General features: G+C 65.3%; 22 protein-coding genes. 10 read left to right on the top strand and 12 right to left on the bottom strand.

Annotated features, from left to right (window positions below):
- Positions 1-11: 11 nt before the first annotated feature.
- From RQP54_RS07880 to RQP54_RS07895, 4 genes are all read right to left on the bottom strand, one after another.
- On the bottom strand, positions 12-803 hold the full coding sequence (locus RQP54_RS07880; RefSeq protein WP_315677639.1) for an SDR family oxidoreductase: 792 nt from the start codon (positions 801-803) through the stop codon (positions 12-14).
- An 85-nt stretch (positions 804-888) separates the two neighbouring features.
- Positions 889-1,230: a metalloregulator ArsR/SmtB family transcription factor gene (locus tag RQP54_RS07885; protein WP_315677640.1), complete on the bottom strand. Its 342-nt coding sequence runs from the start codon at positions 1,228-1,230 to the stop codon at positions 889-891.
- 144 nt (positions 1,231-1,374) lie between these two features.
- Positions 1,375-2,301 carry an arginase gene (gene rocF, locus RQP54_RS07890; RefSeq protein ID WP_315677641.1) on the bottom strand — a complete coding sequence of 309 codons (927 nt, stop codon included), beginning with the start codon at positions 2,299-2,301 and terminating at the stop codon, positions 1,375-1,377.
- 1 nt (position 2,302) lies between these two features.
- Positions 2,303-3,313 carry an asparaginase gene (locus RQP54_RS07895; protein ID WP_315677642.1) on the bottom strand — a complete coding sequence of 337 codons (1,011 nt, stop codon included), beginning with the start codon at positions 3,311-3,313 and terminating at the stop codon, positions 2,303-2,305.
- Between the two features lie 130 nt (positions 3,314-3,443).
- Here RQP54_RS07895 and RQP54_RS07900 point away from each other — a divergent pair, with 130 nt between their 5' ends.
- Both RQP54_RS07900 and RQP54_RS07905 read left to right on the top strand, forming a co-directional pair.
- Positions 3,444-5,243: a carboxyl transferase domain-containing protein gene (locus tag RQP54_RS07900; protein ID WP_315677772.1), complete on the top strand. Its 1,800-nt coding sequence runs from the start codon at positions 3,444-3,446 to the stop codon at positions 5,241-5,243.
- A gap of 101 nt (positions 5,244-5,344) precedes the next feature.
- Positions 5,345-5,764 carry a hypothetical protein gene (locus RQP54_RS07905; protein ID WP_315677643.1) on the top strand — a complete coding sequence of 140 codons (420 nt, stop codon included), beginning with the start codon at positions 5,345-5,347 and terminating at the stop codon, positions 5,762-5,764.
- 35 nt (positions 5,765-5,799) lie between these two features.
- Here the strand turns inward: RQP54_RS07905 and RQP54_RS07910 are convergent, their stop codons facing one another.
- The 8 genes from RQP54_RS07910 to RQP54_RS07945 all read right to left on the bottom strand — a co-directional run bounded on the left by RQP54_RS07910 (position 5,800) and on the right by RQP54_RS07945 (position 11,244).
- Positions 5,800-6,285 (bottom strand): acyl-CoA thioesterase, encoded by a 486-nt coding sequence (locus RQP54_RS07910; protein ID WP_315677644.1) that lies wholly within the window; start codon positions 6,283-6,285, stop codon positions 5,800-5,802.
- A 79-nt stretch (positions 6,286-6,364) separates the two neighbouring features.
- Positions 6,365-7,024: an urease accessory protein UreG gene (gene ureG, locus RQP54_RS07915; protein ID WP_315677645.1), complete on the bottom strand. Its 660-nt coding sequence runs from the start codon at positions 7,022-7,024 to the stop codon at positions 6,365-6,367.
- Positions 7,025-7,070: 46 nt separating this feature from the next.
- Complete coding sequence (locus tag RQP54_RS07920; RefSeq protein WP_315677647.1) at positions 7,071-7,748, bottom strand: urease accessory protein UreF; 678 nt, start codon at positions 7,746-7,748, stop codon at positions 7,071-7,073.
- A gap of 8 nt (positions 7,749-7,756) precedes the next feature.
- Complete coding sequence (gene ureE, locus RQP54_RS07925; RefSeq protein WP_409997534.1) at positions 7,757-8,296, bottom strand: urease accessory protein UreE; 540 nt, start codon at positions 8,294-8,296, stop codon at positions 7,757-7,759.
- Positions 8,296-10,014: an urease subunit alpha gene (gene ureC, locus RQP54_RS07930; RefSeq protein ID WP_315677648.1), complete on the bottom strand. Its 1,719-nt coding sequence runs from the start codon at positions 10,012-10,014 to the stop codon at positions 8,296-8,298. The genes ureE and ureC overlap by 1 nt, the downstream gene beginning before the upstream one ends.
- On the bottom strand, positions 10,014-10,319 hold the full coding sequence (locus RQP54_RS07935; protein ID WP_315677649.1) for an urease subunit beta: 306 nt from the start codon (positions 10,317-10,319) through the stop codon (positions 10,014-10,016). Before RQP54_RS07935 ends, ureC begins: the two co-directional genes overlap by 1 nt.
- A gap of 9 nt (positions 10,320-10,328) precedes the next feature.
- Positions 10,329-10,928, bottom strand: a complete 600-nt coding sequence (locus tag RQP54_RS07940) for a HupE/UreJ family protein (RefSeq protein WP_315677650.1) — start codon at positions 10,926-10,928, stop codon at positions 10,329-10,331.
- Positions 10,929-10,941: 13 nt separating this feature from the next.
- Positions 10,942-11,244 carry an urease subunit gamma gene (locus RQP54_RS07945; RefSeq protein WP_315677651.1) on the bottom strand — a complete coding sequence of 101 codons (303 nt, stop codon included), beginning with the start codon at positions 11,242-11,244 and terminating at the stop codon, positions 10,942-10,944.
- 91 nt (positions 11,245-11,335) lie between these two features.
- Here RQP54_RS07945 and RQP54_RS07950 point away from each other — a divergent pair, with 91 nt between their 5' ends.
- From RQP54_RS07950 to urtD, 8 genes are all read left to right on the top strand, one after another.
- On the top strand, positions 11,336-14,797 hold the full coding sequence (locus RQP54_RS07950; RefSeq protein ID WP_315677652.1) for an ATP-binding protein: 3,462 nt from the start codon (positions 11,336-11,338) through the stop codon (positions 14,795-14,797).
- The gene (locus RQP54_RS07955) at positions 14,794-15,762 is read left to right on the top strand and encodes a response regulator transcription factor (RefSeq protein WP_315677654.1); all 969 of its coding nucleotides are present in this window, start codon (positions 14,794-14,796) and stop codon (positions 15,760-15,762) included. The genes RQP54_RS07950 and RQP54_RS07955 overlap by 4 nt, the downstream gene beginning before the upstream one ends.
- Positions 15,763-15,913: 151 nt before the next feature.
- On the top strand, positions 15,914-18,223 hold the full coding sequence (locus tag RQP54_RS07960) for a bifunctional diguanylate cyclase/phosphodiesterase (RefSeq protein ID WP_315677655.1): 2,310 nt from the start codon (positions 15,914-15,916) through the stop codon (positions 18,221-18,223).
- The gene (locus tag RQP54_RS07965) at positions 18,220-18,894 is read left to right on the top strand and encodes a methyl-accepting chemotaxis protein (RefSeq protein ID WP_315677656.1); all 675 of its coding nucleotides are present in this window, start codon (positions 18,220-18,222) and stop codon (positions 18,892-18,894) included. The genes RQP54_RS07960 and RQP54_RS07965 overlap by 4 nt, the downstream gene beginning before the upstream one ends.
- A gap of 143 nt (positions 18,895-19,037) precedes the next feature.
- The gene (gene urtA, locus RQP54_RS07970; RefSeq protein ID WP_315677657.1) at positions 19,038-20,300 is read left to right on the top strand and encodes an urea ABC transporter substrate-binding protein; all 1,263 of its coding nucleotides are present in this window, start codon (positions 19,038-19,040) and stop codon (positions 20,298-20,300) included.
- 72 nt (positions 20,301-20,372) lie between these two features.
- The gene (gene urtB / locus RQP54_RS07975; RefSeq protein ID WP_315677658.1) at positions 20,373-21,953 is read left to right on the top strand and encodes an urea ABC transporter permease subunit UrtB; all 1,581 of its coding nucleotides are present in this window, start codon (positions 20,373-20,375) and stop codon (positions 21,951-21,953) included.
- Complete coding sequence (gene urtC, locus RQP54_RS07980; RefSeq protein WP_315677660.1) at positions 21,950-23,053, top strand: urea ABC transporter permease subunit UrtC; 1,104 nt, start codon at positions 21,950-21,952, stop codon at positions 23,051-23,053. The genes urtB and urtC overlap by 4 nt, the downstream gene beginning before the upstream one ends.
- Entirely contained in the window at positions 23,050-23,931 is an 882-nt protein-coding gene (gene urtD, locus RQP54_RS07985; protein ID WP_315677661.1) for an urea ABC transporter ATP-binding protein UrtD, read from the top strand. The genes urtC and urtD overlap by 4 nt, the downstream gene beginning before the upstream one ends.
- The last annotated feature ends 5 nt before the right edge of the window (positions 23,932-23,936 follow it).

A 23,936-nucleotide genomic window follows, 5' to 3' on the forward strand; every position in this document is an offset into this window, starting at 1 on the left:
CTCCGGTGCGCTCAGGCAGCGGCGGGCTTGGACATGTGCTTGACCAACGCGGTCACCATGGCCCGGGGTGTGAACCGCACGCTTTGGGCCATGATCCAGTTCATGCAACCAGGGATGTAGACGCGTTGGCCGCGCTGCATGGCACGGTAGCCCTTGGCGGCAACGTCCTCCGAAGTGGGGAGCCGCTTTCCCTTCACCAGCGCGGATGCGTGCATGTCGGCCTTGTCCTGGAAGCCCGAGGCCGTGGGCCCGGGGCACAGGGCCGTGACGGTGACGCCATGCGGAGCCAGTTCGGCCGCAATGGCTTCCGAAAAGCTCAGCACGAAGGCTTTGGTGGCGTAGTACACGGCCATGTAGGGGCCGGGTTGGAAGGCCGCTGTGGAGGCGGTGTTGAGCAGCTTGCCGCGGGTGGCGATCAGGTCGGGCAGGAAGAGTTTGGTCAGCACCACCACGGTGTTCATGTTGAGTTGCATCATGGCCAGTTCCGGGGCCAGTGCCGAGTCCTTGAACTCGCCGAAGCTGCCGTAGCCGGCGTTGTTGGCCAATGCGTGCAGGGTGATGTTGCGGGCCTTGATGTCGGCGTGCAGTTTCTGTGCGCCGTCGTTGGTTTCCAGGTCGGCACCGATGACCGTGACGGTGACCTGGTGTCGTTGCTGAAGCTCATCGGCCAGGGCCTGCATCTTGGCCACACTGCGGGCCGCCAGTACCAGGTGGTAGCCGTCACGGGCAAATTCATGGGCCAGGGCTTTGCCGATGCCCGAGGAGGCACCGGTGATGAGGGCGGTTTTGTGGGCTGCAGTCATGGCGTTCATCCTATTGGTTTAATCCATTCGACGGATTGGGTTCAAAAAATGGCACCGAAGTGCCAGGGGTCAAAAATGCATGGGCTCAGGTGCAGGACACCTCGGCCTGTTCCACCAGCCGGCGCAAGTCGGCCAAGGCCGTATCGAGCGACAAGCTGTAGAAGTTTTCGCGGGACACCCGCTCCAAGGTGATCAGACCGGCCTGCATCAGCACCTTGAGGTGGTGCGAAATGGCAGGGCGCGAGAGCGGCATGCGCTCGGCGATCTGGTTCACGTTGAGGCGTTCGTCCTGCGCCAGCAACATCACGATGTCCTGGCGAAACTTGTCCCCCAGGGCATTGAACACCGGAGCACAGGCCCGAAAGCTGACCATCACATCCTCCAGCGAGGCGGTGGTGATAGGAGCAGGTTCGTTGATTGCGTTCATATGTTCAAATGTTTAAACGAATTGTGTCAAAGCGCACGACGCTTGGCAAGTGAAGCGGAAATACCCTGCAACATTGGAAGGGTATTCGAGCGAACCCTACTTGTGCATCAGCGTGCTCTTGCCTTCAAGCGAAGCTTGGGCGAACTATTTGCGCATCAATGTACTTTTGCCAAACAGGCTCTCGATCAGGTCCACCGCCACATTGGCGGTACGGTTCTGGATGTCCAGCGCCGGGTTGAGCTCCACCACGTCCAGGCTGGCCAGGCGGCCGGTGTCGGCAATCATCTCCATGCACAGCTGGGCTTCGCGGTAGGTGGGTCCCCCACGCACCGTGGTGCCGACACCGGGTGCGATCTCGGGGTCGAGGAAGTCGACATCGAAGCTCACGTGCAGGTGGGTGTTGGCGTCCATCAGGGCCAGGGCCATCTCCATGGCCGAGCGCATGCCCATCTCGTCGATGTAGCGCATGTCGAAGACTTCGATGTTCTGCTCGTGCACGAAGCGCTTTTCGCCGGGGTCGACGCTGCGGATGCCAATCTGGCGCACCCACTTCGGGGAAATGGCCGGCACCTGGCCGCCGATCTCGATGAGTTCCTTGGGGCCAAAGCCGCACAGGCAGGCCACGGGCATGCCGTGGATGTTGCCGCTGGGGGTGAGGGTACTGGTGTTGAAGTCGGCATGGGCGTCGAGCCACAGGATGCGCAGCTTCTTGCCCACTTCGCGGCAGTGGCGGGCCACGGCCGAGATGGAGCCGATGCCCAGACAGTGGTCACCGCCCAGCACGATGGGCATGCGGCCCAGTCCGAGTTCGGCGTACACCGCATCGTGCAGGGCACGGTTCCAGTGGACGACCTCGTCCAAATGGCGGTAGCCATCCACGGGGGGTAGCCAGGGGTTGGGTGGGCCACTGAGGTTGCCGCGGTCGGCCACGTCCAGGCCGTGGCTGGCCAATACGGTACCGATGTTGGCGACACGCAGGGCCTCGGGGCCCATGCTGGCGCCACGGGCGCCGGCGCCAATGTCGGTGGGAGCGCCGATGAGGCTGACGGAGGTGTAGGGGGAGGTGGTCATGTCAGGCGGCCATGAGTTGGAAGACTGGTTTGCGTTCACCCACGGCCAGACCGCGGGCATTGGTGATGCTGCGCTGGCGCCAGGGCTCCAGCTCCACGCGCTGGACGTCGTCGAGCCAGCCGAGCTGTTCCAGCACCTCGATGGTGGCCGCATACAGCGGGGGCCGGGCGCCGTCCTGCACCTTGATGGCAAAGGCCACACCGCGCGACTTGCTGGCCACGCACTGCACGCCGTCGGCGCCGATCTTGCTGACCCAGTCGCCACGGCCCGCGCGCATCAGCGCCAGGTCGTTGCGCCCGGTGCCGCTGACCAGCTCGGGGTGGTCCGTCATGGCTTGTGAGAGCTGGGCGAACACGCCCCCGAACTCGGCATCCTGCGGTCCACTGGCCAGTCGCGCATAGGCGTAGGCCAGCTTGGCCAGTGGCATGGCGAAGTTGGGCGCTGAGCAGCCATCGATGCCCATGGGCATGTCCTGCGGCGCCATGCGCACCACCCGGGCGACTGCCTCGCGGATGGCGATCTGTAGGGGGTGATCGGGTGCGTTGTAGTCGTCCAGCGGCAGGCCGTGCTGCAGGCAGTAGGCGACAAAGCCGGCGTGCTTGCCGCTGCAGTTGTTCTGGGCTTGCGTGAAGCTAACGCCATCGGGTGCACCCTTGTCAAAAAACGAGAAGCGCAGGGGTACATGGCAGCCGCAGCGCAGTGAGGCCACGCCGCCACCAGCCTTGGCGAGCATTCCCTGAGCCAGTTCCACATGCATCTCTTCCCCATTGTGGCTGGCACACAGCATGGCGAGTTCGCGGCTGTCGAAATGGAACTGCCGGTGCCCGTGGCCCAGCAGCAGCGGCAGGGCCTGGAAGGGTTTGAGTGTGGAACGCGTGAAGACTACCTGCTGCGGGTTGCCCCAATGGGCCAACAGGTGCTCGCGCGTATTGACCACGGCCACGGCGCCGAGGTGCAGGTTCTCGCGCAGCGTGCCGCGGGTGGTTTCGATTAAGGGGGAAAACGGATGCATACGGGGTGTCCCTCTTCAGCAATGCCGGGCATTATGGGCCGGACCGGCCAAACACGCGCGTTTGTCACCGACTTGACTACGCACAGGGCAGAAATCCGCGGGTCACCGCACAATGCCGCCCATGCACCCCATCCACTCCCCCCTGCACGCACAGATCGTCCAATGGCTGGTCCAACCCGGCCAAGCCGTCGCTCGTGGCGACCTGCTGTTGATCGTTGAAGCCATGAAGATGGAGCACGAGATACGCGCCGAGGTTGGCGGCGTGCTGGGGCCGCACTTCTTTGTCGCAGGGGAAAGCGTGGAAGACGGTGTATTGCTATCAAACATAGAGCGGTCTACGCAGGATATACAAGGGCTTGAGGGCAAAACTGAAGACAAGGTCGGAGAAGGTGGCGATTCCGCCGATCGCGCCGACCTGCAGCGCTGGCGCACACGCCTGGCGTTCACGCAGGACGCCGCCCGCCCCGATGCGGTGGCCAAGCGCCATGCGCTGGGCATGCGCACGGCGCGCGAGAACATCGCTGCGCTGGTGGATACTGGCTCCTTCGTTGAATACGGCGCCCTGGCCGTGGCGGCGCAGCGCAGCCGCCGCAGCGAGGAAGACCTGATTGCCAACACACCGGCCGACGGCATGGTCTGCGGCATCGGCACGGTGCACGGACAACGCACGGTGGTGATGGCCTATGACGCCACCGTGCTGGCCGGTACCCAGGGCATGCGCAACCACCAGAAGACCGACCGCATGCTGGGGCTGGCGCTACAGCACCGCTTGCCCGTGGTGTTGCTGGCCGAAGGTGGCGGGGGACGGCCCGGGGATGTGGACATGCCCATCGTGGCCGGGCTCCACGTGACAACCTTCGCCAGCTTCGCGCGGCTCAATGGTCGCGTGCCGGTGGTCGGCATTGCCGCAGGGCGTTGCTTTGCCGGCAATGCCGCACTGCTGGGTTGCTGCGACGTGGTCATTGCCACCAAGAACAGCAACATCGGCATGGGCGGTCCGGCCATGGTCGAAGGCGGGGGATTGGGTGTGTTCCGGCCGGAGGACATCGGCCCGGCCGCGGTACAGCATGGCAAGGGGGTGATCGACGTGCTGGTCGACGACGAGGCGCAGGCCGTGGCGGCTGCGCGCCAGTACCTGGGCTACTTCCAGAGCGCACCGACAGGGTGGCAGGCGCCCGATGCCGCGGCGCTGCGCGCCGTGGTGCCGGAAAACCGACTGCGCGTCTACGACACCCGCCTGGCCATCGAGGGCATTGCAGACACGGGTTCGGTGCTGTACCTGCGCATGGGTTTTGGCTTGGGGCTGCACACCGCGCTGGTGCGTATCGAAGGGCGGCCGGTGGGCGTGCTGGCGAACAACCCCGCGCATCTGGGGGGCGCCATCGACGCCGACGCTGCCGACAAGGCCGCGCGCTTCCTGCAGCTGTGCAATGCGCACGGCCTGCCTGTGGTGAGCCTGGTCGATACGCCCGGATTCATGGTGGGCCCGGCCACCGAAGAGACGGCCCAGGTGCGCCACGTGAGCCGCATGTTCATCGCCGCTGCGCACCTGCGCGTGCCCTACGTGAGCGTGGTGCTGCGCAAGGGCTACGGGCTGGGTGCCATGGCCATGACGGCGGGCGGCTTCCATGCCCCGCTGGCGACCGCGGCCTGGCCCAGTGCGGAGTTCGGGGCCATGGGGCTCGAAGGCGCCGTGCGGCTGGGCTACCGCAAGGAGTTGGAAGCATTGCCGCAGGGCCCGCAGCGCCAGGCGTGGTTCGACGAACTGCTGGCCCGCCATGTCGAGGCTGGGAGCGCCCTCAACATGGCGACCACGCTGGAGATCGATACCGTCATCGACCCGGCCGACACCCGGGCCTGGTTGGCTGCCACGCTGTCTGCCGGGCGTGTGGAGCCGCATGACGGCTTCGGGGCCATCGACACCTGGTAGGCGGCCAAAAGCCCGATTCAGCCGCCTGGAGCCCGTGTTTTTCCCGGTTTACGGCGGGCCGCGGCCCCGCTACGATGTCCGCTCCAATGCAGGAGGGCGCCGTGAGAACGCTGGGTGGTATGTGTGTTGCGATGCTGCTGTTGACGCAGGGGGCCATGGCCCAGCAAGCGGCTTCGCCTGCGCGGCTGGCACCCGAGTCGCCCTTGAGCGCCCAGATCCGCAATCCGCAGGACGCGGCCATCGTCCAGCGGGCCGATGCCCAGCGCAGCGCGCTGGAAAACGAGGTCAAGGACTACCTGGTGCCCCTGCGCGCCTGGGATGGCAAATCGCGCCCACCGATCGGCGTGTCCCTGCTGGCCAACGGCACCGGCCCCGTGGACATGGTGTGGGACACCTCCACGCAAACCATGGCCGCCCAGTGGCGCCTGGTTCAAAAAACGGACAGCGGGCAAAAGCTGTACTACACCACCACCGTCAACGAGTCCGGTGCGCTGAACTTCAGCATTTCCTCCCGGTTCTAAGTGGCGAGTCGCCTCGACGCCTGGCTGCTGCTGGGTCAGCCGGGCTGCGATCGCGTGGCCTCCAGCCGGGAGGTGAACTCCTGCCGAAGTTGCTTGCGAACCAATGCGGCAGCATGCCGGCGCTGCTCATCGGGGGTCGACGGCTGCAAAGGCGGAACGGCCACGGGCTTGCGCTCGTTGTCCACCGCCACCATGGTGAAGAAGCAGGAGTTGGCGTGGCGCACCACCTGGTTCTGGATGTTCTCCGCAATCACCTTGATGCCGATCTCCATGGACGAGGTGCCGGTGTAGTTCACGGCCGCCAGAAAGGTCACCAGTTCTCCCACGTGGATCGGCTGGCGGAACATCACCTGATCGACCGACAGCGTCACCACGTAGCAGCGCGCATAGCGGCTGGCACAGGCATAGGCCACCTGGTCGAGCATTTTGAGGATGGCGCCACCATGGACGTTGCCGGAAAAGTTGGCCATGTCGGGCGTCATGAGCACGGACATGGTGAGTTGGTGCGCAGGCAGGTGCATGGTGCCTCCAGAAAGCGGGATCGGGCTGGCAGTCTAGCCGGGTCGGATGTCACGCCGGGCCCGACCCTGGGCAAGCGCACTACTGGGGCTGCAGCATGCCCCGCTGCTCGATGAAGCGAACGACCTGGTCCAGCCCGGCCAGTGTCTTCAGGTTGGTCATCACGAACGGCTTCTTGCCGTCCGCCGGGCCCCGCATGCGCTCGGTGTCGCTGCGCATGATGGCCAGGTCAGCCCCCACGTGCGGCGCCAGGTCGGTCTTGTTGATGACGAACAGGTCGCTCTTGGTGATGCCGGGGCCACCCTTGCGCGGAATCTTCTCGCCGGCCGCGACGTCAATCACGTAAATCGTCAGGTCGCTCAGCTCGGGGCTGAAGGTGGCCGCCAGGTTGTCGCCGCCGCTCTCCACAAACACGACGTCGGCATTGGGGAACTCGCCCAGCATGCGGTCGATGGCTTCGAGGTTGATCGAGCAGTCTTCGCGGATGGCGGTGTGCGGGCAGCCGCCGGTCTCCACCCCCAGGATGCGTTCGGGCGGCAGCGCGCCGCTGATGGTGAGCAGGCGCTGGTCTTCCTTGGTGTAGATGTCGTTGGTGATGGCGATCAGGTCGTACTGTTCGCGCATGGCCTTGCACAGCATTTCCAGCAGCGTGGTCTTGCCGGAACCCACAGGGCCGCCAATGCCCACGCGCAATGGCGGGAGGTGTTTGGTGCGGTTCGGTATATGGTGCAGTGCGGTCATGGTGTTGCTATGGAAATGAAAGCGTCGTACGCATGTTCTATGCGGGCTAGGACCGGAAAATGCGTGAATATTGGATTTCGTGCTGGCTGCTCAGGATGGCCAGCATGGGCGCGAAGGCCTGGCGGGTCTCTTCGGTGGTGGCCAGCGCGTGGTCCACCGCCACCGGTATGTCAGTCGCCAGGGCCGAGAGGATGCGCTGCCCGGCGCTCTGACCCAGCGGTACGGCCTTGATGGCGGCCTGCATCAGGTTCTCGGCCCAACCGAAGGCGAAGGCCAGCAGGCATTCACGCACCGGGGCTCCGGTGGCGCTGGCGGCCAGCGCAAAGGCCACGGGGTAAGTGGGCTGCTGGCCCGCCAGCACGCCGATGTCTTCAGCGCTGGCCGTCGTGTGGTTCTTCAGCCATTCCAGCAGGCTCTTGCCCATCTGTTCACTCTGGGCGCGCAGTTCGCTGCTTTCGCGTGTCTTCAGCACCCACTGGTTGAGCGCGGCCACGCGCTCCATGTCGCGTTCCTGCCAGGCCGCAATGGCCTGCGCCACCACCGGCAGTTCGGAGCGGGCCAGGCTCAGGTGCAACTGGTCCACCAGCCACCGTAAGGCCTGCGCTTCGGTCGTGACCAGGCCGTGTTCCACCGCTGCTTCCAGGCATTCGGAATACGAGAAGCCGCCGATGGGCAGGGCGGGCGAAGCCAGCCACATCAGTTGCATCAGGCTGCTGTCACGCATGGTGCTGCTCAGTGGTCGTGGTGGTGGTGTCCGCCCGGGCCATGCGCGTGGTGGTCATGTCCGTGGTCATGCCGGTGTCCGCCATGATGGCCTCCCGTGGCGTAGGCACCGTTTTCGGGCTCGAAGGCCTCGTCCACCGCGGTCACGATCAGGTGCATGGCGCGCAACATGTCGGCCAGCACGTGGTCAGGCTCGATCTTCAGGTGGTCTGGCTGCAGCTCGATGGGCACGTGGCGGTTGCCCAGGTGGTAGGCGGCGCGGATCAGGTCGAACGGCGTGCCATGGGCGCTGCAGTGGGTGATGCGCAGCACGGCCTGGGGGGCAGCCCGCACGGCCACCAGGGAGCCGTCCTCCACCACCAGCACGTCGCCGCCGCGCACCACCGTGCCCCGCGGCAAGAATACCCCGAGGCAGCGCCCGGTCGAGTCGGTCGCATCGAAGCGGCTTTTCTGGCGCACGTCCCAGTCGAGTTCGACCGTGGGCGCGCGCTGCAGCAGGGCCCGGGCCAGTCCCTGGCCCTGTGGGAGGCATTTGGAGGCGTGCAGCATCAGAACAGGAAGTAGCGTTGCGCCATGGGCAGCTTCACGGCGGGTTCGCAGGTCAGCAGAACACCGTCGGCGCGCACGGCGTAGGTCTGGGCGTCGATCTCCATGGTGGGCAGGTAATGGTTGTGCACCATGTGCTGCTTGCGCACGGCGCGGATGTTCTTGGCAGCCGATACGTTCTTGGCCAGGCCAAAGCGCTCCTTGACTCCGGCCTGCATGCCGGCCTGCGACACAAAGGTGAACGAGCCCCTGTGCAGCGCACCGCCGAAGCTGCCGAACATGGGCCGGTAGTGCACCGGCTGCGGCGTGGGGATGCTCGCGTTGGGGTCGCCCATGGCGGCGTGGGCGATGAAGCCGCCCTTCAGGATCAGCGCAGGCTTCACGCCGAAGAAGGCCGGCTTGTAGATCACCAAGTCGGCCCACTTGCCCACTTCAATTGAGCCCACCTCGTGGCTGATGCCGTGCGCAATCGCGGGGTTGATGGTGTACTTGGCCACGTAGCGCTTGGCGCGGAAGTTGTCGTTGCGCACGGTGTCCTCGGCCAGCTTGCCGCGCTGTGCCTTCATCTTGTCGGCCGTCTGCCAGGTGCGGATGATGACCTCGCCCACGCGGCCCATGGCCTGGCTGTCGCTGCTCATCATCGAAATCGCGCCCATGTCGTGCAGGATGTCTTCGGCCGCAATGGTTTCCTTGCGGATGCGGCTCTCCGCAAAGGCCAGGTCCTCGGCAATGCCGGCGTCCAGGTGGTGGCACACCATGAGCATGTCCACATGCTCGTCGAGCGTGTTGCGCGTGTAGGGCATGGTGGGGTTGGTGGAGCTGGGCAGGAAGTTGGCCTGGCCCACTACCTTCAGGATGTCCGGCGCGTGCCCGCCGCCCGCGCCTTCGGTGTGGAAGGCACACAGTCCGCGGCCCTGGGTTGCCGCAATGGTGTTCTCCACAAAGCCCGACTCGTTGAGCGTGTCGGAGTGGATGGCGACCTGGATGTCGGTGGCGTCCGCCACGTCCAGGCAGTTGCTGATGGCGGCCGGGGTGGTGCCCCAGTCTTCGTGCAGCTTCAGTCCGATCACGCCAGCGTTGATCTGCTCGTGCAGGGCAGCGGGCAGGCTGGCGTTGCCCTTGCCGAAGAAGCCCAGGTTCATGGGGAACGCGTCTGCTGCCTGCAGCATGCGCTCGATGTTCCAGGGGCCGGGGGTGCAGGTAGTGGCAAAGGTGCCGGTGGCGGGGCCCGTGCCGCCGCCCATCATGGTAGTGACACCGCTGGACAGCGCTTCTTCGATCTGCTGCGGGCAGATGAAGTGGATGTGGCAGTCGATGCCACCGGCGGTCACGATGTTGCCCTCGCAGCTGATGATCTCGGTGCCGGGCCCGATGACGATGTCCACGCCCGGCTGCGTGTCGGGGTTGCCGGCCTTGCCGATGGCGGCGATGCGCCCGTCCTTGAGGCCAATGTCGGCCTTGACGATGCCCCAGTGGTCCAGGATCAACGCGTTCGTCAGCACGGTGTCCACGACCCCTTCAGCGCGCGTGCGCTGGCTTTGCGCCATGCCGTCGCGGATGGTCTTGCCGCCGCCGAACTTCACTTCTTCGCCGTAGCTGCCCGCGGCCAGCGTGTAGTCCTTTTCCACCTCGATCAGGAGGTCGGTGTCGGCCAGGCGCACGCGGTCACCCACGGTGGGGCCGAATATTTCCGCGTAGGCGCGGCGGTCGATAGTGGCCATCAGAGTACTCCTTGCACGAGACCGCGAAAGCCGTAGACGATGCGGTCGCCGCCAATGTCCACCAGCTCCACGGTGCGTTGCTGTCCGGGCTCGAAGCGCACGGCCGAACCCGAGGGGATGTTCAGCCGCATGCCTTGCGCGGCTGCACGGTCAAAACCCAGTGCGCCATTGGTCTCGGCAAAGTGGTAGTGCGAGCCGACTTGTATCGGTCGGTCGGAGGTGTTCTGCACCACCACGGTCAGGGTGCGCCGGCCGGTATTGAGGGGGTGTTCGCCTGCGTCGATGAGAAGTTCACCGGGTGTCATGGTTACGCCTCAGCCCAGTTGCAGCAGCAAGCCCAGTCCCGAGGCGGCGACGGCCCCCCCGGCGATGCGGCGGCCCCAGGGGCTGCTCCGCAGGGCCCAGCCCAGGGCCAGTCCGATGGCATGCAGCCCCAGCGTGCCGACCACCATGCCGGCGATCGCCAGCACCGGGTCGGCCGCTGCCGCGAATTCGGCGCCGTGGGCCAGGCCATGGAACAGCGCAAATCCACCGGCCAGCACGATGGATGCAACGCCGCCCAGCGCATGGCGCGCAAGCACCAGCAGTCCCAGCACCAGGACCGAAGCGGCCACCAGGGGCTCCACCGCAGGGCTTGCGACGCCTTGCAGGCCCAGCAGTGCGCCGAGCAACAGCAGGTTGGCAAAGGCCAGTGGGCCGCGCAGCAGCGTGCTGTCCAGGCGCTGAGCCACCAGTGCGCTCCAGGCTCCCACGGCCAGCATGGCCAGCAGGTGGTCCGTGCCCAGCCAGGGGTGCAATAGCCCTGCCATGAAGCTGGCGTGGACGTGTTCCTGGGTGCCAATATGGGCGCTGGCCACCGTACTGATTGCGCAGGCAGCTATGAAAAACAGAGCGTTTGTGGGTTTCTTGTACATGGCGAACCTCCGTTCAGATGATGGGTTGGTGCACGGTGACGAGCTTGGTGCCGTCCGGGAAAGTCGCTTCGACCTGGATGTCGGGAATCATCTCGGCCACACCATCCATGACGTCGGCGCGTCCGAGCACGGTGCGGCCTGCACTCATGAGCTCGGCCACGGTACGGCCGTCGCGTGCGCCTTCCATCACAGCGGCGCTGATCAGGGCCACCGCTTCCGGGTAGTTCAGCTTCAGTCCGCGCGCCTTGCGCCGCTCGGCCAGCAGGGCAGCGGTGAAGATCAGCAGCTTGTCTTTCTCTCTCGGCGTGAGTTCCATAGGGCCTCGGCATGTAGGGGACTTGCAGGCCATCAAGCAAAGGCCGTGCCGACTTCTGGCGTGGTGGCATGAAACCTGCACTGCAAGGGGGGTGACCCACCCTGCCACTCCCCTTCCGCCGCGCCTGGACGCCCCCCCGCAACGGGTGGTCAAGGTGCGTCGCGACTACAACACCTGGGTGGCCAGCGAAACCCTGGAGGACTACGCGCTGCGCTACACCCCGGAGCGTGCCCGCCGCTGGAGCCCCTGGTGGGTGGCAAACACGGCCTTTGGCGCGGCTTCCTTCCTGATCCTGGAAGCGGTGGGTGCCACGCTATTGGTGCAGTACGGTTTCTGGAACGCGCTCTGGGCCATTGTCTGCACCGGTTTGGTGATTGCGCTGGCGGGCATACCCGTCAGTGCCTATGCGGCCCGTTATGGCGTCGACATGGACCTGCTCACGCGGGGGGCGGGCTTTGGCTACATCGGCTCCACCATCACCTCGCTCATCTACGCCTCCTTCACCTTCATCTTCTTTGCGCTGGAGGCCGCGGTGATGGCCTATGCGCTGGAGCTGGCCTGGGACATTCCCCCGACCTGGGGCTACCTGATTTGTGCCGTGGTGGTCATTCCGCTGGTGACCCACGGGGTCAGTGCGATCAGTGCACTGCAGGTTTGGACGCAGCCGATCTGGCTGGTGCTGCTGGTGGTTCCCTTCGGCTTTGTGCTGGCACGGGACCCACAAGCCTTTGCAGGGATCGTGCACTACGCTGGGGAGAAGTCCGCCACGGCGGGGTTCGATCTGCACCTGTTTGGTGCCGGCCTGACCGTGGGAATCGCGCTGATCACACAGATGGGAGAGCAGGTGGACTACCTGCGTTTCATGCCGCCGCAGCGGCCTGGCGGCAAGCGCCGGTGGTGGGCGGCAGTGCTGGTGGGTGGGCCGGGCTGGGTGGTGCCTGGGGTGCTGAAGATGCTGGGTGGTGCCTGCCTGGCCTACCTGGCCATTTCGCACAGCGTGCCGGTGGACCGCGCAGTGGATCCGAACCAGCTCTACCTGGTGGCCTACGAATACGTGTTTGCGAGCCTGCCCTGGGCCATTGCCGCCACGGCCCTGCTGGTGGTGGTGTCGCAGCTCAAGATCAACGTGACCAATGCCTACGCCGGCTCGCTGGCCTGGAGCAACTTCTTCTCGCGCCTCACGCACAGCCACCCCGGGCGGGTGGTCTGGGTGGTGTTCAACTGCTTCATTGCCTTCCTGCTCATGGAAGCCAACGTGTTTGCGGCTCTGGGGCAGGTGCTGGGCCTGTACTCGAACATCGCCATTGCCTGGATGATGGCGGTGGTCGCCGATCTGGTCATCAACAAGCCGCTGGGTCTGTCGCCACCAGGCATCGAGTTCAAGCGTGCCTACCTGTATGACATCAATCCCGTGGGCGTAGGCGCCATGGTGCTGGCGTCCACGCTGTCCATTGCGGCCTACCTGGGTGCCTTTGGGGCCTTGGCGCAGGCTTTCTCCGCCGTCGTGGCGCTGGTCACGGCCATGCTGGCGTCGCCGCTGATCGCCTGGTGGACAAAAGGGCGCTTCTACATCGCCCGCCCGGCGCGCGGGCTTGGCACGGAGCTGCGGTGTGTGGTGTGTGAACGGGAATACGAGGGCCCGGACATGGCGCACTGCCCGGCCTACCAAGGGCCGATCTGTTCCCTGTGCTGCACGCTGGATGCGCGCTGCGGTGACATGTGCAAACCCCATGGCAACCTCTGGGTGCAGTGGGATGCGGCCTTGCGCTCGCTGACGCCGCGGCGCTGGTGGCCTCTGCTGGGACAAGGGGTGGGGCCGTTCCTGCTGCTGATGGTGCTGACGGTGCCCTTGCTCGCCGGGGTGTTTGGCTTGTTCTACCAGCAGGAACTGTCGCATGTCGACCCCTACTCGCCCTGGAAGGACGACATCACGCAGGCACTGCAATCGACCTTCTTGAAGGCCTTTGCGGCGCTGGTGTTCGTGGCCGGGCTGGCGAGCTGGTGGCTGGTGCTGGCGCAGAAGAGCCGGCGTGTGGCGCAAGAGGAGTCGAACCGGCAGACGCACCTGCTGGTGCAGGAAATCGCCTCGCACGAAAAGACCGATGCCGCATTGCAGGCCGCCAAACGCGAAGCCGAGGAAGCGCGCGAAGCGGCCGAACGCGCCAACCAGGCCAAGAGCCGCTACATCAGCGCGGTGAGCCATGAGCTGCGTACCCCGCTCAACAGCATCCTGGGCTATGCCCAGCTGCTGGGCGAAGACGCCAGCATTCCGACCCACCGGCAGCAGGCAATCCAGGTGATACGCCGCGGCGGCGAGCACCTGCTGTCGCTCATCGAAGGCACGCTGGATCTGGCCCGCATCGAAGGCGGCAAGCTCACCTTGCAGGCGCAGCCCCTGGAGTTTGCGCCGCTGATGCAGGAGCTGGCGGACCTGTTCGCGCTGCAGGCATCCGAAAAGGGCCTGCGTTTCATCTTCGATGCGCAGGGTGAGCTTCCGCAATGGGTCAAGGGTGACGAGAAGCGCGTGCGCCAGATCCTGATCAACCTGCTGGGCAACGCCATCAAGTACACCCGGCAGGGTGAAGTCCGGCTGGTGGTGCGCCATGCCCGCGAGATGGCGCACGTCGAGGTGCACGACACCGGCGTGGGCATTGCACCGGAGGAGCTGCCACACATCTTCGAGCCTTTCCACCGCACCGTGGCCGGGCAGCAGGCCGGACAGATGGGCGCCGGGATGGGGCTGACCATCTGCAAGATGCTGACGGACCTGATGGGTGGCGAGTTGCAGGTGCGCAGCACGCTGGGTCAGGGTACGGTGTTCCAGGCCCGCCTGTTCCTGCCCGAATTGCGTGGAGCGGTCCCGCAGGCCACGCGCCTGACAAGTCGCCCGACGGGCTACGCGGGTGACCGGCGCGCCGTGCTGGTGGTGGACAACGAAGCGGCTGACCGCCAGTTGCTGACCGATGTGCTGGAGCCCTTGGGGCTGGTGGTGCACACCGCCGCCAACGGGCACGAGGCTCTGCACATGCTGGCCACGGGTGCCAGTCCCGACGCCGTTCTGCTGGACCTGGCGATGCCCGGCATCGACGGCTGGGAGACCTTGCGCCGCATGCGGGCCCTGTGCCCTACCTTGCCCCCCGTGGCCATTGTCTCGGCCAATGCCTTCGACCGCGCACTGGACAACGGAATGGGTGTCACACCGGAGGACTTCCTGGTGAAGCCGGTGCGCCACAGCGATCTGCTGGATTGGCTGCAACGTCGACTTGCACTGCAGTGGACCCTGCAGACAGCCCAGCCCTTGCCCGCTGCGAAGGCGTGCGAACCGCCCCCCGCACCCGCCACGGTGCCGATACCCGCGGCGGAACTGCAGACCCTGGCCGACCTGGCCGCCCTGGGCTACCTGCGCGGAGTCGAAGCACGGCTGCAGCAATGGCAGCACCTGTACCCGCTCGCCCAGGCATTCGTTGACCGGCAACAGGCGCTGGCGCGGGCCTTCCGATTCGAAGACATGCAACGAGAACTGGACCTTGCGATGACAGGGAGGACACCATGACCGAACCCACCACCATGCCCGACCGCGACAGCAGCGAAGTGGTGCTGATCGTTGACGACGTACCCGACAACTTGGCCGTGCTGCACGATGCACTCGATGAATCGGGTTTCACGGTGCTGGTGGCGACCAGCGGTGCAGCGGCACTGCAGCGCGCCTTGCAGGCCCGCCCGGACATCGTGCTGCTCGACGCCGTGATGCCGGGCATGGACGGCTTCGAAGTGGCGCGCCGCCTCAAGGCAGACCCCCAGACTGCAGCGATTCCGATCGTGTTCATGACCGGCCTGACAGAAACCGAGCACCTGGTGGCCGCACTGGAGGCGGGCGGGGCCGACTACGTGACCAAGCCGATCAAGCCCAAGGAGGTGATGGCACGCATGGCGGTGCACCTGCGCTCGGCCCGTGAAAAGCGCCAGACGCGCAATGCGCTCGATGCCTTTGGCTATGCCTCCATCGCCGTGCGCGTGATGGACGGACGACTGATGTGGGAAACCCCCCTGGCGCGCGCGCTGCTGGAGGAATACTGCGGCGCCGCAGCGCCGGTGACGGCGCCCGAGATCCTGTCGTGGATCGCCACCTCGATCAAGCTGCTCAAGATGGGCATGGAGCCCACGCGGTTCATCCTGGAAAAAGGCGCAAAGCGCCTGACCATGCGCCTGCACCAGCAGATCGGCGACAGCGAGGAGGGCGGCGACTGGCTGATCGTGATGCGCGAGACCTCCGATGCCGCGGTCATCGAAGCCATGAGCCTGTCCCTGGGCCTGACGCGCAAGGAGGCCGAAGTGCTGTACTGGGTCGTCAAGGGCAAGACCAACAAGGACATCGGCGACATCCTGGGCTCCAGCCCCATGACGGTGAAGAAGCACCTCGAGCACATCTACGAGAAACTGGGTGTGGAGACGCGCACGGCCGCCGCCGGCATGGCCGTGGGACGCATCCGCCAATTGCACCCGCAGTGGGAAGCCTGAACCCCAAGGCAGTGCACGGCCCTGTCCAGCGCCTGGGGTGGGCGCCAGGAATATAGGGTTTTTACCTATATTGGTGCAGTGGACGGGCATTTTGCGTGGCACGCAAGTTGCCTGCACATGCCTTGCGAAGGCAAGGAGTCCGGGTATGCATATGTTCGAGAAAATGGGTGTGCGTGCGGGGCTGGGAGCAAGAAATGGTGCCCGACTGAACGATCTGGTGCGCCTGTACCGCGCGCAAGGGGTTGTCGAGACTGCTGCCGCCTATGGGCGCTGGTGGTACGACCAGGCGTCCGGCGCTTTTGCCGTGTCGCATTCCGCAGCGCGTATCCTGCACGTGGAAGCCGGCGTGCATGCGTCACTCGACGAAGGCCTGATGGCCGTCGTGCAGGACGACCTGGCCGATTTGGCGGACGGCATCGCAGCCGGTGGTTCCGCACCGTGCGAGCGGGAGTTCAGGGTCGTGTCGGCCGCCGAGGGCGTGCGCTGGGTGCGCCTGCAGGAAGTGCCGGAACTGCAGCCAGCCCAAGGCGTTCGCAGTGGCATCGTGCGCGATGTGAGTGCACTCAAGATGGCCGCCATGCGCGAAGGCATGGGATTTGCCATGACCCAGTACCTGATCGGCGCGCAGACACCCGAGGAAACGCGCGCGCACGTCATTGCCCTGATTTGCCAGCATCTGGGGTGGGATTGGGGTGCCTACTGGGCGGTGCAGAACCAACAGGGCGCAGACGCTGCGGACGGGCCCTTGCTGCGCTGCGAATCGGTCTGGCAGGCCAGTGTCCACGACACCGCCGAATTCACCGCCGGGTCATGCGCTGTGCCCTTGCGCGCCGGTCAGGGGCTGGTCGGTACGGTGTGGTCCAGCGGCGAACCGGCCTGGGTCGAGGACGTTGGCAACAGCCCTACCGGCGCGCAGCGCTACGGGCGGCGGGCGTGCGGACTGCGCTCGGGCTATGCCTTTCCCGTCACCTATGTGGATGCCGATGGCCAGCGCCACATGCCCGGTGTGCTGGAGTTCTACAGCGTGTTGGGCCGCCAGCCCGATGCGCAGTTGCCGCGCATGTCGCAGACCATAGGGGCCATGCTGGCACAGATGTCGCAGCGCCTGGAGCACCAGGCCCAGGTGCTGCGTCTGGCCCAGGTCGATGACATGACCGGCTTGTTCAACCGCAGCCATTTCCATGCCTGCCTGGCCCGTGCCTGCGAGGCGGGCGCACGCGCCGGCGAAGGTTTCGGCCTGGTCTACATCGACCTGGACCGTTTCAAGCCGATCAACGATGCCTATGGCCATGAAGCCGGCAACGCTGTCCTGCGCGAGTTTGCCCAGCGCCTGCAGGGCTGTCTGGTGGAAGGCGCTGTGGCGGCTCGCCTGGGGGGCGACGAGTTCGCGCTGCTGGTGCCAGCCGACGCCTTGGGGGCGGTGGCCGCCTTGCTGGAACAGGTGTTGCTGGCAGCCAGTGCACCGTTCCAGTTCGAGGGCCATGAACTGACGGTCTCGGCCAGCGTGGGGCTGGCGTCCTTTCCTGAGGATGGGGACAGCGTTGCCGCCCTGCTGCAAAGTGCCGACGCCGCCATGTACCGCGTCAAGAACAGCGGACGCAATGCGTTCCACATCTCTGCCGGTGCCGGCGCGGGGGCCGTGGCGCAGCAGCAGACAGCACTGGCGCAGCGTCTGGCGCTGGAATCCGACCTGCACCACGCGCTGGCTGGCGAAGGACTGCACCTGGTGTACCAGCCGATTGTGGATGCCACCACGGGGCACATGCAGGCACTGGAGGCCCTGATCCGCTGGCGGCGCGGCGATGGCAGTCTGGTATCGCCGGAAACCTTCATTCCCATTGCAGAACAAAGCCACCTGATCGTGAAGATCGGGCGCTGGGTGTTGAGCCGGGCCTGTCGCGACCTGGCGCAATTGCGCGCAGTGGGTTGCTCAGGGCTGCGCATGCACATCAACATGGCGGCCAGCGAGTTCACCAGCGACCAGTTGCTGCAGACACTGCAGGACCACATGGCGGCCTGGCAGCTGCCCCCGGATGCACTGTGTCTGGAGTTGACCGAAGGCATGCTGATGCAGCGCCCGGACCAGGTTATTCCGGTGATGCGGGCACTGCGCCGCCAGGGTGTCGGCATCAGCCTGGATGACTTCGGCATGGGCCATTCCTCACTGGCACTGCTGCGCACGCTGCCGATCTCGTCGCTCAAGATCGATCGCTCCTTTGTGCGTGACCTGGCCACCCAACGCAACGACTACGCCATCGTCAAGACCATCATCGACCTGGGGCAGCTGATGGGACTGGAGGTCATTGCCGAGGGCATCGAAACCGTGCCGCAACGGGATCTGCTGGCGCAGGCCGGATGCGTGCACATGCAAGGCTACCTGTTTGACCGACCCCTCACGCTCGACGCCTTGCTGGCGCGGGCTGGGGGTGCCTGCAATCCAGAACCAGGGAGGTGCACATGAGCACATTGGCGAGCATTCAATCCGTTCCGTCCGCTGCGCGCGGCGCCATCAGTGGCGATACCTTCGCCAAGATGATCAACTTGTCGGGGCGTCGGAGGTTTACCTCGCAGCGCGTGGTGCTGTACACGGTGCTGGCGGCCCAGAACGTGCCCGACGCCTTGGCAACGGCGCGAGAGGCGCTGGGTCTGTTCCGTGCCGCACACAGCGCCCTGTTCGAGCAAAGCGCAGACATGCCCGGACTGTTCAGTCCTGGCTTGCGCGAGGCGTACCTGGGGCCAGCGCGGGGACACCAGCGCATGCTTGACTTCATGGCGCTGGCCGACCGCACCCTGCACGCCATCGAGTCCGGCTGGCAGCGACAGGTTCCCGGGCTGCTGGAGCAGTTGGTCGACAGCACCACGCCGTTGCTGGCCACGCTCAATGCCATGACCGCGCTGTACGAGCAGGAGGCGCGCGAACACGCGCAGGCCATGGAGAACAAACTGCATTCGGCCATGGGCGAGATCCGGACCATATCCAAGCAGGCCCAGGTGGTCGCCATGAATGCGCGCATCGTGGCGGCCCGTGCCGGGGATGTGGGCAGGGAGTTTGCGGTGGTCGCCACGGAGTTGATTTCGATCACCACGAACATCGACACGGTCCTGCAAGGTGCCATGGACAAGGCGGCCTGACGCGGTCGGTACGGCTGTACGCCATCCGGCGTATTCCGGGAAAACCCGATGCTTTCTACAGTGAAGCCATCGACCACCACGGTGCGGAAACGGGTTCCGCACCGGGTGGGTCGAAAGACTTCATCAACCCCTGGAGAGCACGCATGCAACGTCGATTCACCCTCAAGGCACTTACCGCCGCCGTGGCCCTGTCCACCCTGGCTTCCGTTCCCGCACTCGCGGCCGACACCATCAAGGTGGGCGTGCTGCACAGCCTGTCCGGCACCATGGCCATTTCCGAGACCGTGTTGAAGGACACCGTGCTCATGGCCATCGACGAGATCAACGCCAAGGGTGGCGTGCTCGGCAAGAAGCTCGAGCCCGTGGTGGTGGACCCCGCGTCCAACTGGCCCCTGTTCGCCGAGAAGACCAAGCAGCTGCTCACGCAAGACAAGGTTTCGGTCATCTTCGGTTGCTGGACCTCGGTGTCGCGCAAGTCCGTGCTGCCCGTGGTGGAAGAGCTCAACGGCCTGCTGTTCTACCCGGTGCAGTACGAGGGTGAAGAGCTGAGCAAGAACGTGTTCTACACTGGCGCGGCCCCGAACCAGCAGGCCATTCCTGCGGTGGACTACCTGATGAGCAAGGAAGGCGGCGGCGCCAAGCGCTGGGTGCTGCTGGGCACCGACTACGTGTACCCCCGCACCACCAACAAGATCCTGCGCGCCTACCTCAAGAGCAAGGGTGTGAAGGAGTCGGACATCGACGAGAAGTACACCCCCTTCGGCCACAGCGACTACCAGACCATCGTGGCCGACATCAAGAAGTTCTCTGCCGGTGGCAAGACGGCCGTGGTCTCCACCATCAACGGCGACTCCAATGTGCCTTTCTACAAGGAACTGGGCAACGCCGGCCTGAAGGCCAAGGACGTTCCCGTGGTGGCCTTCTCGGTGGGTGAGGAAGAGCTGCGCGGCGTGGACACCAAGCCGCTGGTGGGCCACCTCGCTGCCTGGAACTACTTCATGAGCATCAAGAACCCCACCAACGATGCCTTCATCAAGAAGTGGAGCGACTACGCCAAGGCCAAGGGCATTGCCGGCCACAAGGACAAGCCGCTGACCAACGACCCGATGGAAGCCACCTACATCGGCATCAACATGTGGAAGCAGGCGGTCGAGAAGGCCAAGTCCACCGACGTGGACAAGGTGATCGCTGCCATGGCCGGCCAGACCTTCACGGCACCGAGCGGCATCGTCTCCAAGATGGACGAGAAGAACCACCACCTGCACAAGTCGGTGTTCATCGGCGAAGTCAAGGCCGATGGCCAATTCAACGTGGTGTGGAAGACCCCCGGCCCGGTCAAGGCCAAGCCCTGGTCGCCGTACATCGAAGGCAACGAGAAGAAGCCTGACGAGCCTGTGAAGAAATAAGGCGCTGGCAGGGAGACAGGCCGCCGCCTCCAGAGGGTGGCGGCCTTTTTTGATTACCGGAGTACCTGGCGCATGCCGAAACACTTATTGCAAACACTGCTGCTTGCTACGCTATTCGTAGCTGGCAACGCATATTCCCTCAGCGCTGAAGAGGCCAAAGCCATGGCGTCCGGCGAGGGGGATGCCCGCATTGCGGCGCTGCGCCAGGCGGTGAGCCACGCCGACGAACGGACCCTGGCGTTCATCCAGGCGCTGGCCGACGACAGCGTCAAGCTGGTAGCCGGCAAGCCCGTGGTCGTGCAGGGTGCGCAGGGCACCGACCCCGTGACCGGGCAGGCCGTGTCCGTGCCCGCCACGGCTGAAGACGTGATGAACAACAACCGCATGCGCGGCGAACTGGATGCCGCGCTGGCAGCAGCGAAACTGCTGTCGCCCGAGGTCGCGGTGCGCCGTGAGGCCATCAAGACGCTGCAGGGCGAGGCGGATGCTGCGCGCCTGCCGCTGCTGGACAAGGCCTTCGCTGCAGAGACCGATGCCGAACTGAAGGAGAGCCTGGGGCTCATGCGTGCGGCTGCCTTGCTCGACAGCAGCGAACGTGGGCGCCGCATCGAGGCGGCGCAACTCTTGGCCGGAAGCTCGCAGGCCGCCACCAAGACCTTGCTGATTGGGCGCCTGCAGGCCGAAAGCGATGCCGAGGTCCGGTCTGCGCTGCAGAAAAGCCTGCGCGCGGTGGAAGGGCGGCTCGCTTGGGGTGACCGCCTCGGGGCCGTGTTCTCGGGGGTCAGCCTGGGCTCGATCCTGCTGCTGGTGGCCTTGGGCCTGGCCATTACCTATGGCCTCATGGGGGTCATCAACATGGCCCATGGTGAACTCATGATGATCGGCGCCTATGCCACCTACGTGGTGCAGGTGCTGTTCCAGAAATACCTGCCCGGGGCCTTTGACTGGTACCTGCTGGTCTCGGTGCCCGTGGCCTTTGCCACCGCGGCATTGGTCGGTGCGGCCCTGGAACGCAGCGTCATCCGCTTCCTGTACGGGCGGCCGCTGGAAACCTTGCTGGCCACCTGGGGCATCAGCCTGATGCTGATGCAGTTGGTGCGCACCCTGTTCGGTGCACAGAACGTGGGGGTGGAAAACCCGAGTTGGATGAGTGGGGGTGTGCAACTGATGGGCAACCTCTCCTTGCCTTACAACCGCCTCGTGATCGTGGCGTTTGCGCTGGCGGTGCTGGCCACCGTGTGGTTCCTGATCGAAAAGACACGCCTGGGCCTGTTCGTGCGCGGTGTCACGCAGAACCGGCCGATCGCCAGCTGCATGGGCGTCAACACCGCCCGCATCGACACCTATGCCTTTGCACTGGGTTCGGGCATTGCGGGTCTCGCAGGCTGTGCGCTGAGCCAGATCGGCAACGTCGGCCCGGACCTGGGCCAGGGCTACATCGTGGACTCGTTCATGGTAGTCGTGCTGGGGGGCGTCGGCCAACTGGCGGGCACCGTGTATGCGGCACTGGGTCTGGGCGTGCTCAACAAGTTCCTCGAAGGCTGGACTGGTGCGGTGCTGGCCAAGATCGCCGTGCTGGTGTTCATCATCATCTTTATCCAGAAGCGCCCACAAGGCATCTTTGCCATGAAGGGTCGGAGCGCAGAAGCATGAGCAAAATCAACCTTCCTCCACCAGCACCGCTGCTGAGTCGCCGCGGCTGGGCTACCTGGCTGGCAGCCGTGGTCGTGCTGTGCGCGCTGGTACCGGTGTTCAACCTGCTGATTCCCGCAGACAGCGTGTTCCACCTCAGTGACTTTGCCGTGGCCCTGGTGGGCAAGATCATGTGCTTCGCCATCTGCGCGCTGGCGATGGACCTCATCTGGGGCTACACGGGCATCCTGAGCCTGGGGCATGGGCTGTTCTTCGCCTTGGGGGGGTATGCCATGGGCATGTACCTGATGCGCCAGATCGGCCTGGACGGCAACTACAAGAGTGCGTTGCCCGACTTCATGGTTTTCCTGGACTGGAAGACGCTGCCGTGGCACTGGACCTTGTCGGACAGCTTTGTCGCCACGCTGATCCTGGTGGTCGCCGTCCCGGGCTTGGTGGCACTGGTGTTCGGCTTCTTTGCCTTCCGCTCGCGCATCAAGGGGGTGTACTTTTCCATCATCACCCAGGCCATGACCTTCGCCGCCATGCTGCTGTTCTTCCGCAATGAAACCGGCTTCGGCGGCAACAACGGATTCACCGACTTCAAGCGCATCCTGGACATTCCCATCGCAACGCCGGGCATGCGCATGGTGCTGTTTGTGCTGACCGCAATCGCGTTGCTGGGCTTCTTCCTGCTGGCGCGCTGGCTCGTGAACTCCAAGTTCGGGCGCGTGCTGCAGGCTGTGCGCGATGCCGAAAGCCGCGTCATGTTCAGTGGCTACTCGCCCCTGGGATTCAAGCTCACCATCTGGGTCATCTCGGCCATGATGTGCGGCGTGGCCGGTGCCCTGTACGTGCCCCAGGTGGGCATCATCAATCCCAGCGAAATGAGCCCGGCCAACAGTATCGAGATCGCGGTCTGGGCGGCGGTGGGCGGGCGGGCGACGCTGATCGGCCCCATCGTCGGTGCCTTCCTGGTCAACGGGGCCAAGAGCTGGCTCACGGTCACCTATCCGGAGTTCTGGCTCTACTTCTTGGGGGCGCTGTTCATCGGCGTGACGCTGTTCCTGCCCGATGGTGTGATCGGCCTGGCGAAGAAACTCAAGGGGAGCGGAAAATGACGCCCGATCTGTTGGAACAAGGCGCTCGCCGGGTCGAGGCGCGCATGGCGGCGCTATCGGCCCGAACGGGGCAGACCGAATCAGGGGGGCGCTCGGCAGGCTTCTCGCGCCTGGCCAAGGCGGGCGAGGTGGACGTCACGCATGGACGCATCCTCTACCTGGACGACGTGCATGTCAGCTTCGACGGCTTCAAGGCCATCAACGGCCTGTCGCTGGACATCGCACCGGGGGAGCTGCGCTGCATCATCGGCCCCAACGGTGCTGGCAAGACCACGATGATGGACATCATCACCGGCAAGACGCGGCCGGACTCCGGCACGGTGTTCTTCGGCTCCACCATCGATCTGCTGCGCTACAAGGAAGCCGAGATTGCGCAGCTCGGGATCGGGCGCAAGTTCCAGAAGCCCACGGTGTTCGAGCAGCTCAGCGTATTCGAGAACCTGGAGCTCGCACTCAAGACCGACAAGGGCGTGAAGGCGTCGATGCTCTTCCGGCTTGACTCGCAGCAGGGCGACCGCCTGCTGGAAGTGCTGCATACCATCCACCTTGCCGACAGTGCCACCCGCCAGGCCGGCACCCTGAGCCATGGCCAGAAGCAGTGGCTGGAGATCGGCATGCTGCTGATGCAGGACCCCAAGCTGCTGCTGCTGGACGAGCCGGTGGCCGGCATGACCGACGAGGAAACCGAACGCACGGCGGAGCTGTTCCTGTCGCTCAAAGGCAAGCACTCGCTCATGGTGGTGGAGCACGACATGGGCTTCATCCGCAGCATCAGCGAGATCGTCACCGTGCTGTGCGATGGCGCGGTACTGGCCCAGGGAACGCTGGACCAGGTGCAAGCCGATGAGCGTGTCATTGAAGTCTATTTGGGCCGGTGAGGTGG

It is taken from the genome of Curvibacter sp. APW13 (assembly GCF_032337135.1).
Taxonomy (GTDB): domain Bacteria; phylum Pseudomonadota; class Gammaproteobacteria; order Burkholderiales; family Burkholderiaceae_C; genus Allorhodoferax.

What these genes read in the sequence shown, in the direction of transcription:
- RQP54_RS07880 (WP_315677639.1), bottom strand. Translation starts at nt 803, where the DNA reads ATGACTGCAGCCCACAAAACCGCCCTCATCACCGGTGCCTCCTCGGGC.
- RQP54_RS07885 (WP_315677640.1), bottom strand. Translation starts at nt 1,230, where the DNA reads ATGAACGCAATCAACGAACCTGCTCCTATCACCACCGCCTCGCTGGAG.
- rocF (WP_315677641.1), bottom strand. Translation starts at nt 2,301, where the DNA reads ATGACCACCTCCCCCTACACCTCCGTCAGCCTCATCGGCGCTCCCACC.
- RQP54_RS07895 (WP_315677642.1), bottom strand. Translation starts at nt 3,313, where the DNA reads ATGCATCCGTTTTCCCCCTTAATCGAAACCACCCGCGGCACGCTGCGC.
- RQP54_RS07910 (WP_315677644.1), bottom strand. Translation starts at nt 6,285, where the DNA reads ATGCACCTGCCTGCGCACCAACTCACCATGTCCGTGCTCATGACGCCC.
- ureG (WP_315677645.1), bottom strand. Translation starts at nt 7,024, where the DNA reads ATGACCGCACTGCACCATATACCGAACCGCACCAAACACCTCCCGCCA.
- RQP54_RS07920 (WP_315677647.1), bottom strand. Translation starts at nt 7,748, where the DNA reads ATGCGTGACAGCAGCCTGATGCAACTGATGTGGCTGGCTTCGCCCGCC.
- ureE (WP_409997534.1), bottom strand. Translation starts at nt 8,296, where the DNA reads ATGCTGCACGCCTCCAAATGCCTCCCACAGGGCCAGGGACTGGCCCGG.
- ureC (WP_315677648.1), bottom strand. Translation starts at nt 10,014, where the DNA reads ATGGCCACTATCGACCGCCGCGCCTACGCGGAAATATTCGGCCCCACC.
- RQP54_RS07935 (WP_315677649.1), bottom strand. Translation starts at nt 10,319, where the DNA reads ATGACACCCGGTGAACTTCTCATCGACGCAGGCGAACACCCCCTCAAT.
- RQP54_RS07940 (WP_315677650.1), bottom strand. Translation starts at nt 10,928, where the DNA reads ATGTACAAGAAACCCACAAACGCTCTGTTTTTCATAGCTGCCTGCGCA.
- RQP54_RS07945 (WP_315677651.1), bottom strand. Translation starts at nt 11,244, where the DNA reads ATGGAACTCACGCCGAGAGAGAAAGACAAGCTGCTGATCTTCACCGCT.
- RQP54_RS07955 (WP_315677654.1), top strand. Translation starts at nt 14,794, where the DNA reads ATGACCGAACCCACCACCATGCCCGACCGCGACAGCAGCGAAGTGGTG.
- RQP54_RS07960 (WP_315677655.1), top strand. Translation starts at nt 15,914, where the DNA reads ATGTTCGAGAAAATGGGTGTGCGTGCGGGGCTGGGAGCAAGAAATGGT.
- RQP54_RS07965 (WP_315677656.1), top strand. Translation starts at nt 18,220, where the DNA reads ATGAGCACATTGGCGAGCATTCAATCCGTTCCGTCCGCTGCGCGCGGC.
- urtA (WP_315677657.1), top strand. Translation starts at nt 19,038, where the DNA reads ATGCAACGTCGATTCACCCTCAAGGCACTTACCGCCGCCGTGGCCCTG.
- urtB (WP_315677658.1), top strand. Translation starts at nt 20,373, where the DNA reads ATGCCGAAACACTTATTGCAAACACTGCTGCTTGCTACGCTATTCGTA.
- urtC (WP_315677660.1), top strand. Translation starts at nt 21,950, where the DNA reads ATGAGCAAAATCAACCTTCCTCCACCAGCACCGCTGCTGAGTCGCCGC.
- urtD (WP_315677661.1), top strand. Translation starts at nt 23,050, where the DNA reads ATGACGCCCGATCTGTTGGAACAAGGCGCTCGCCGGGTCGAGGCGCGC.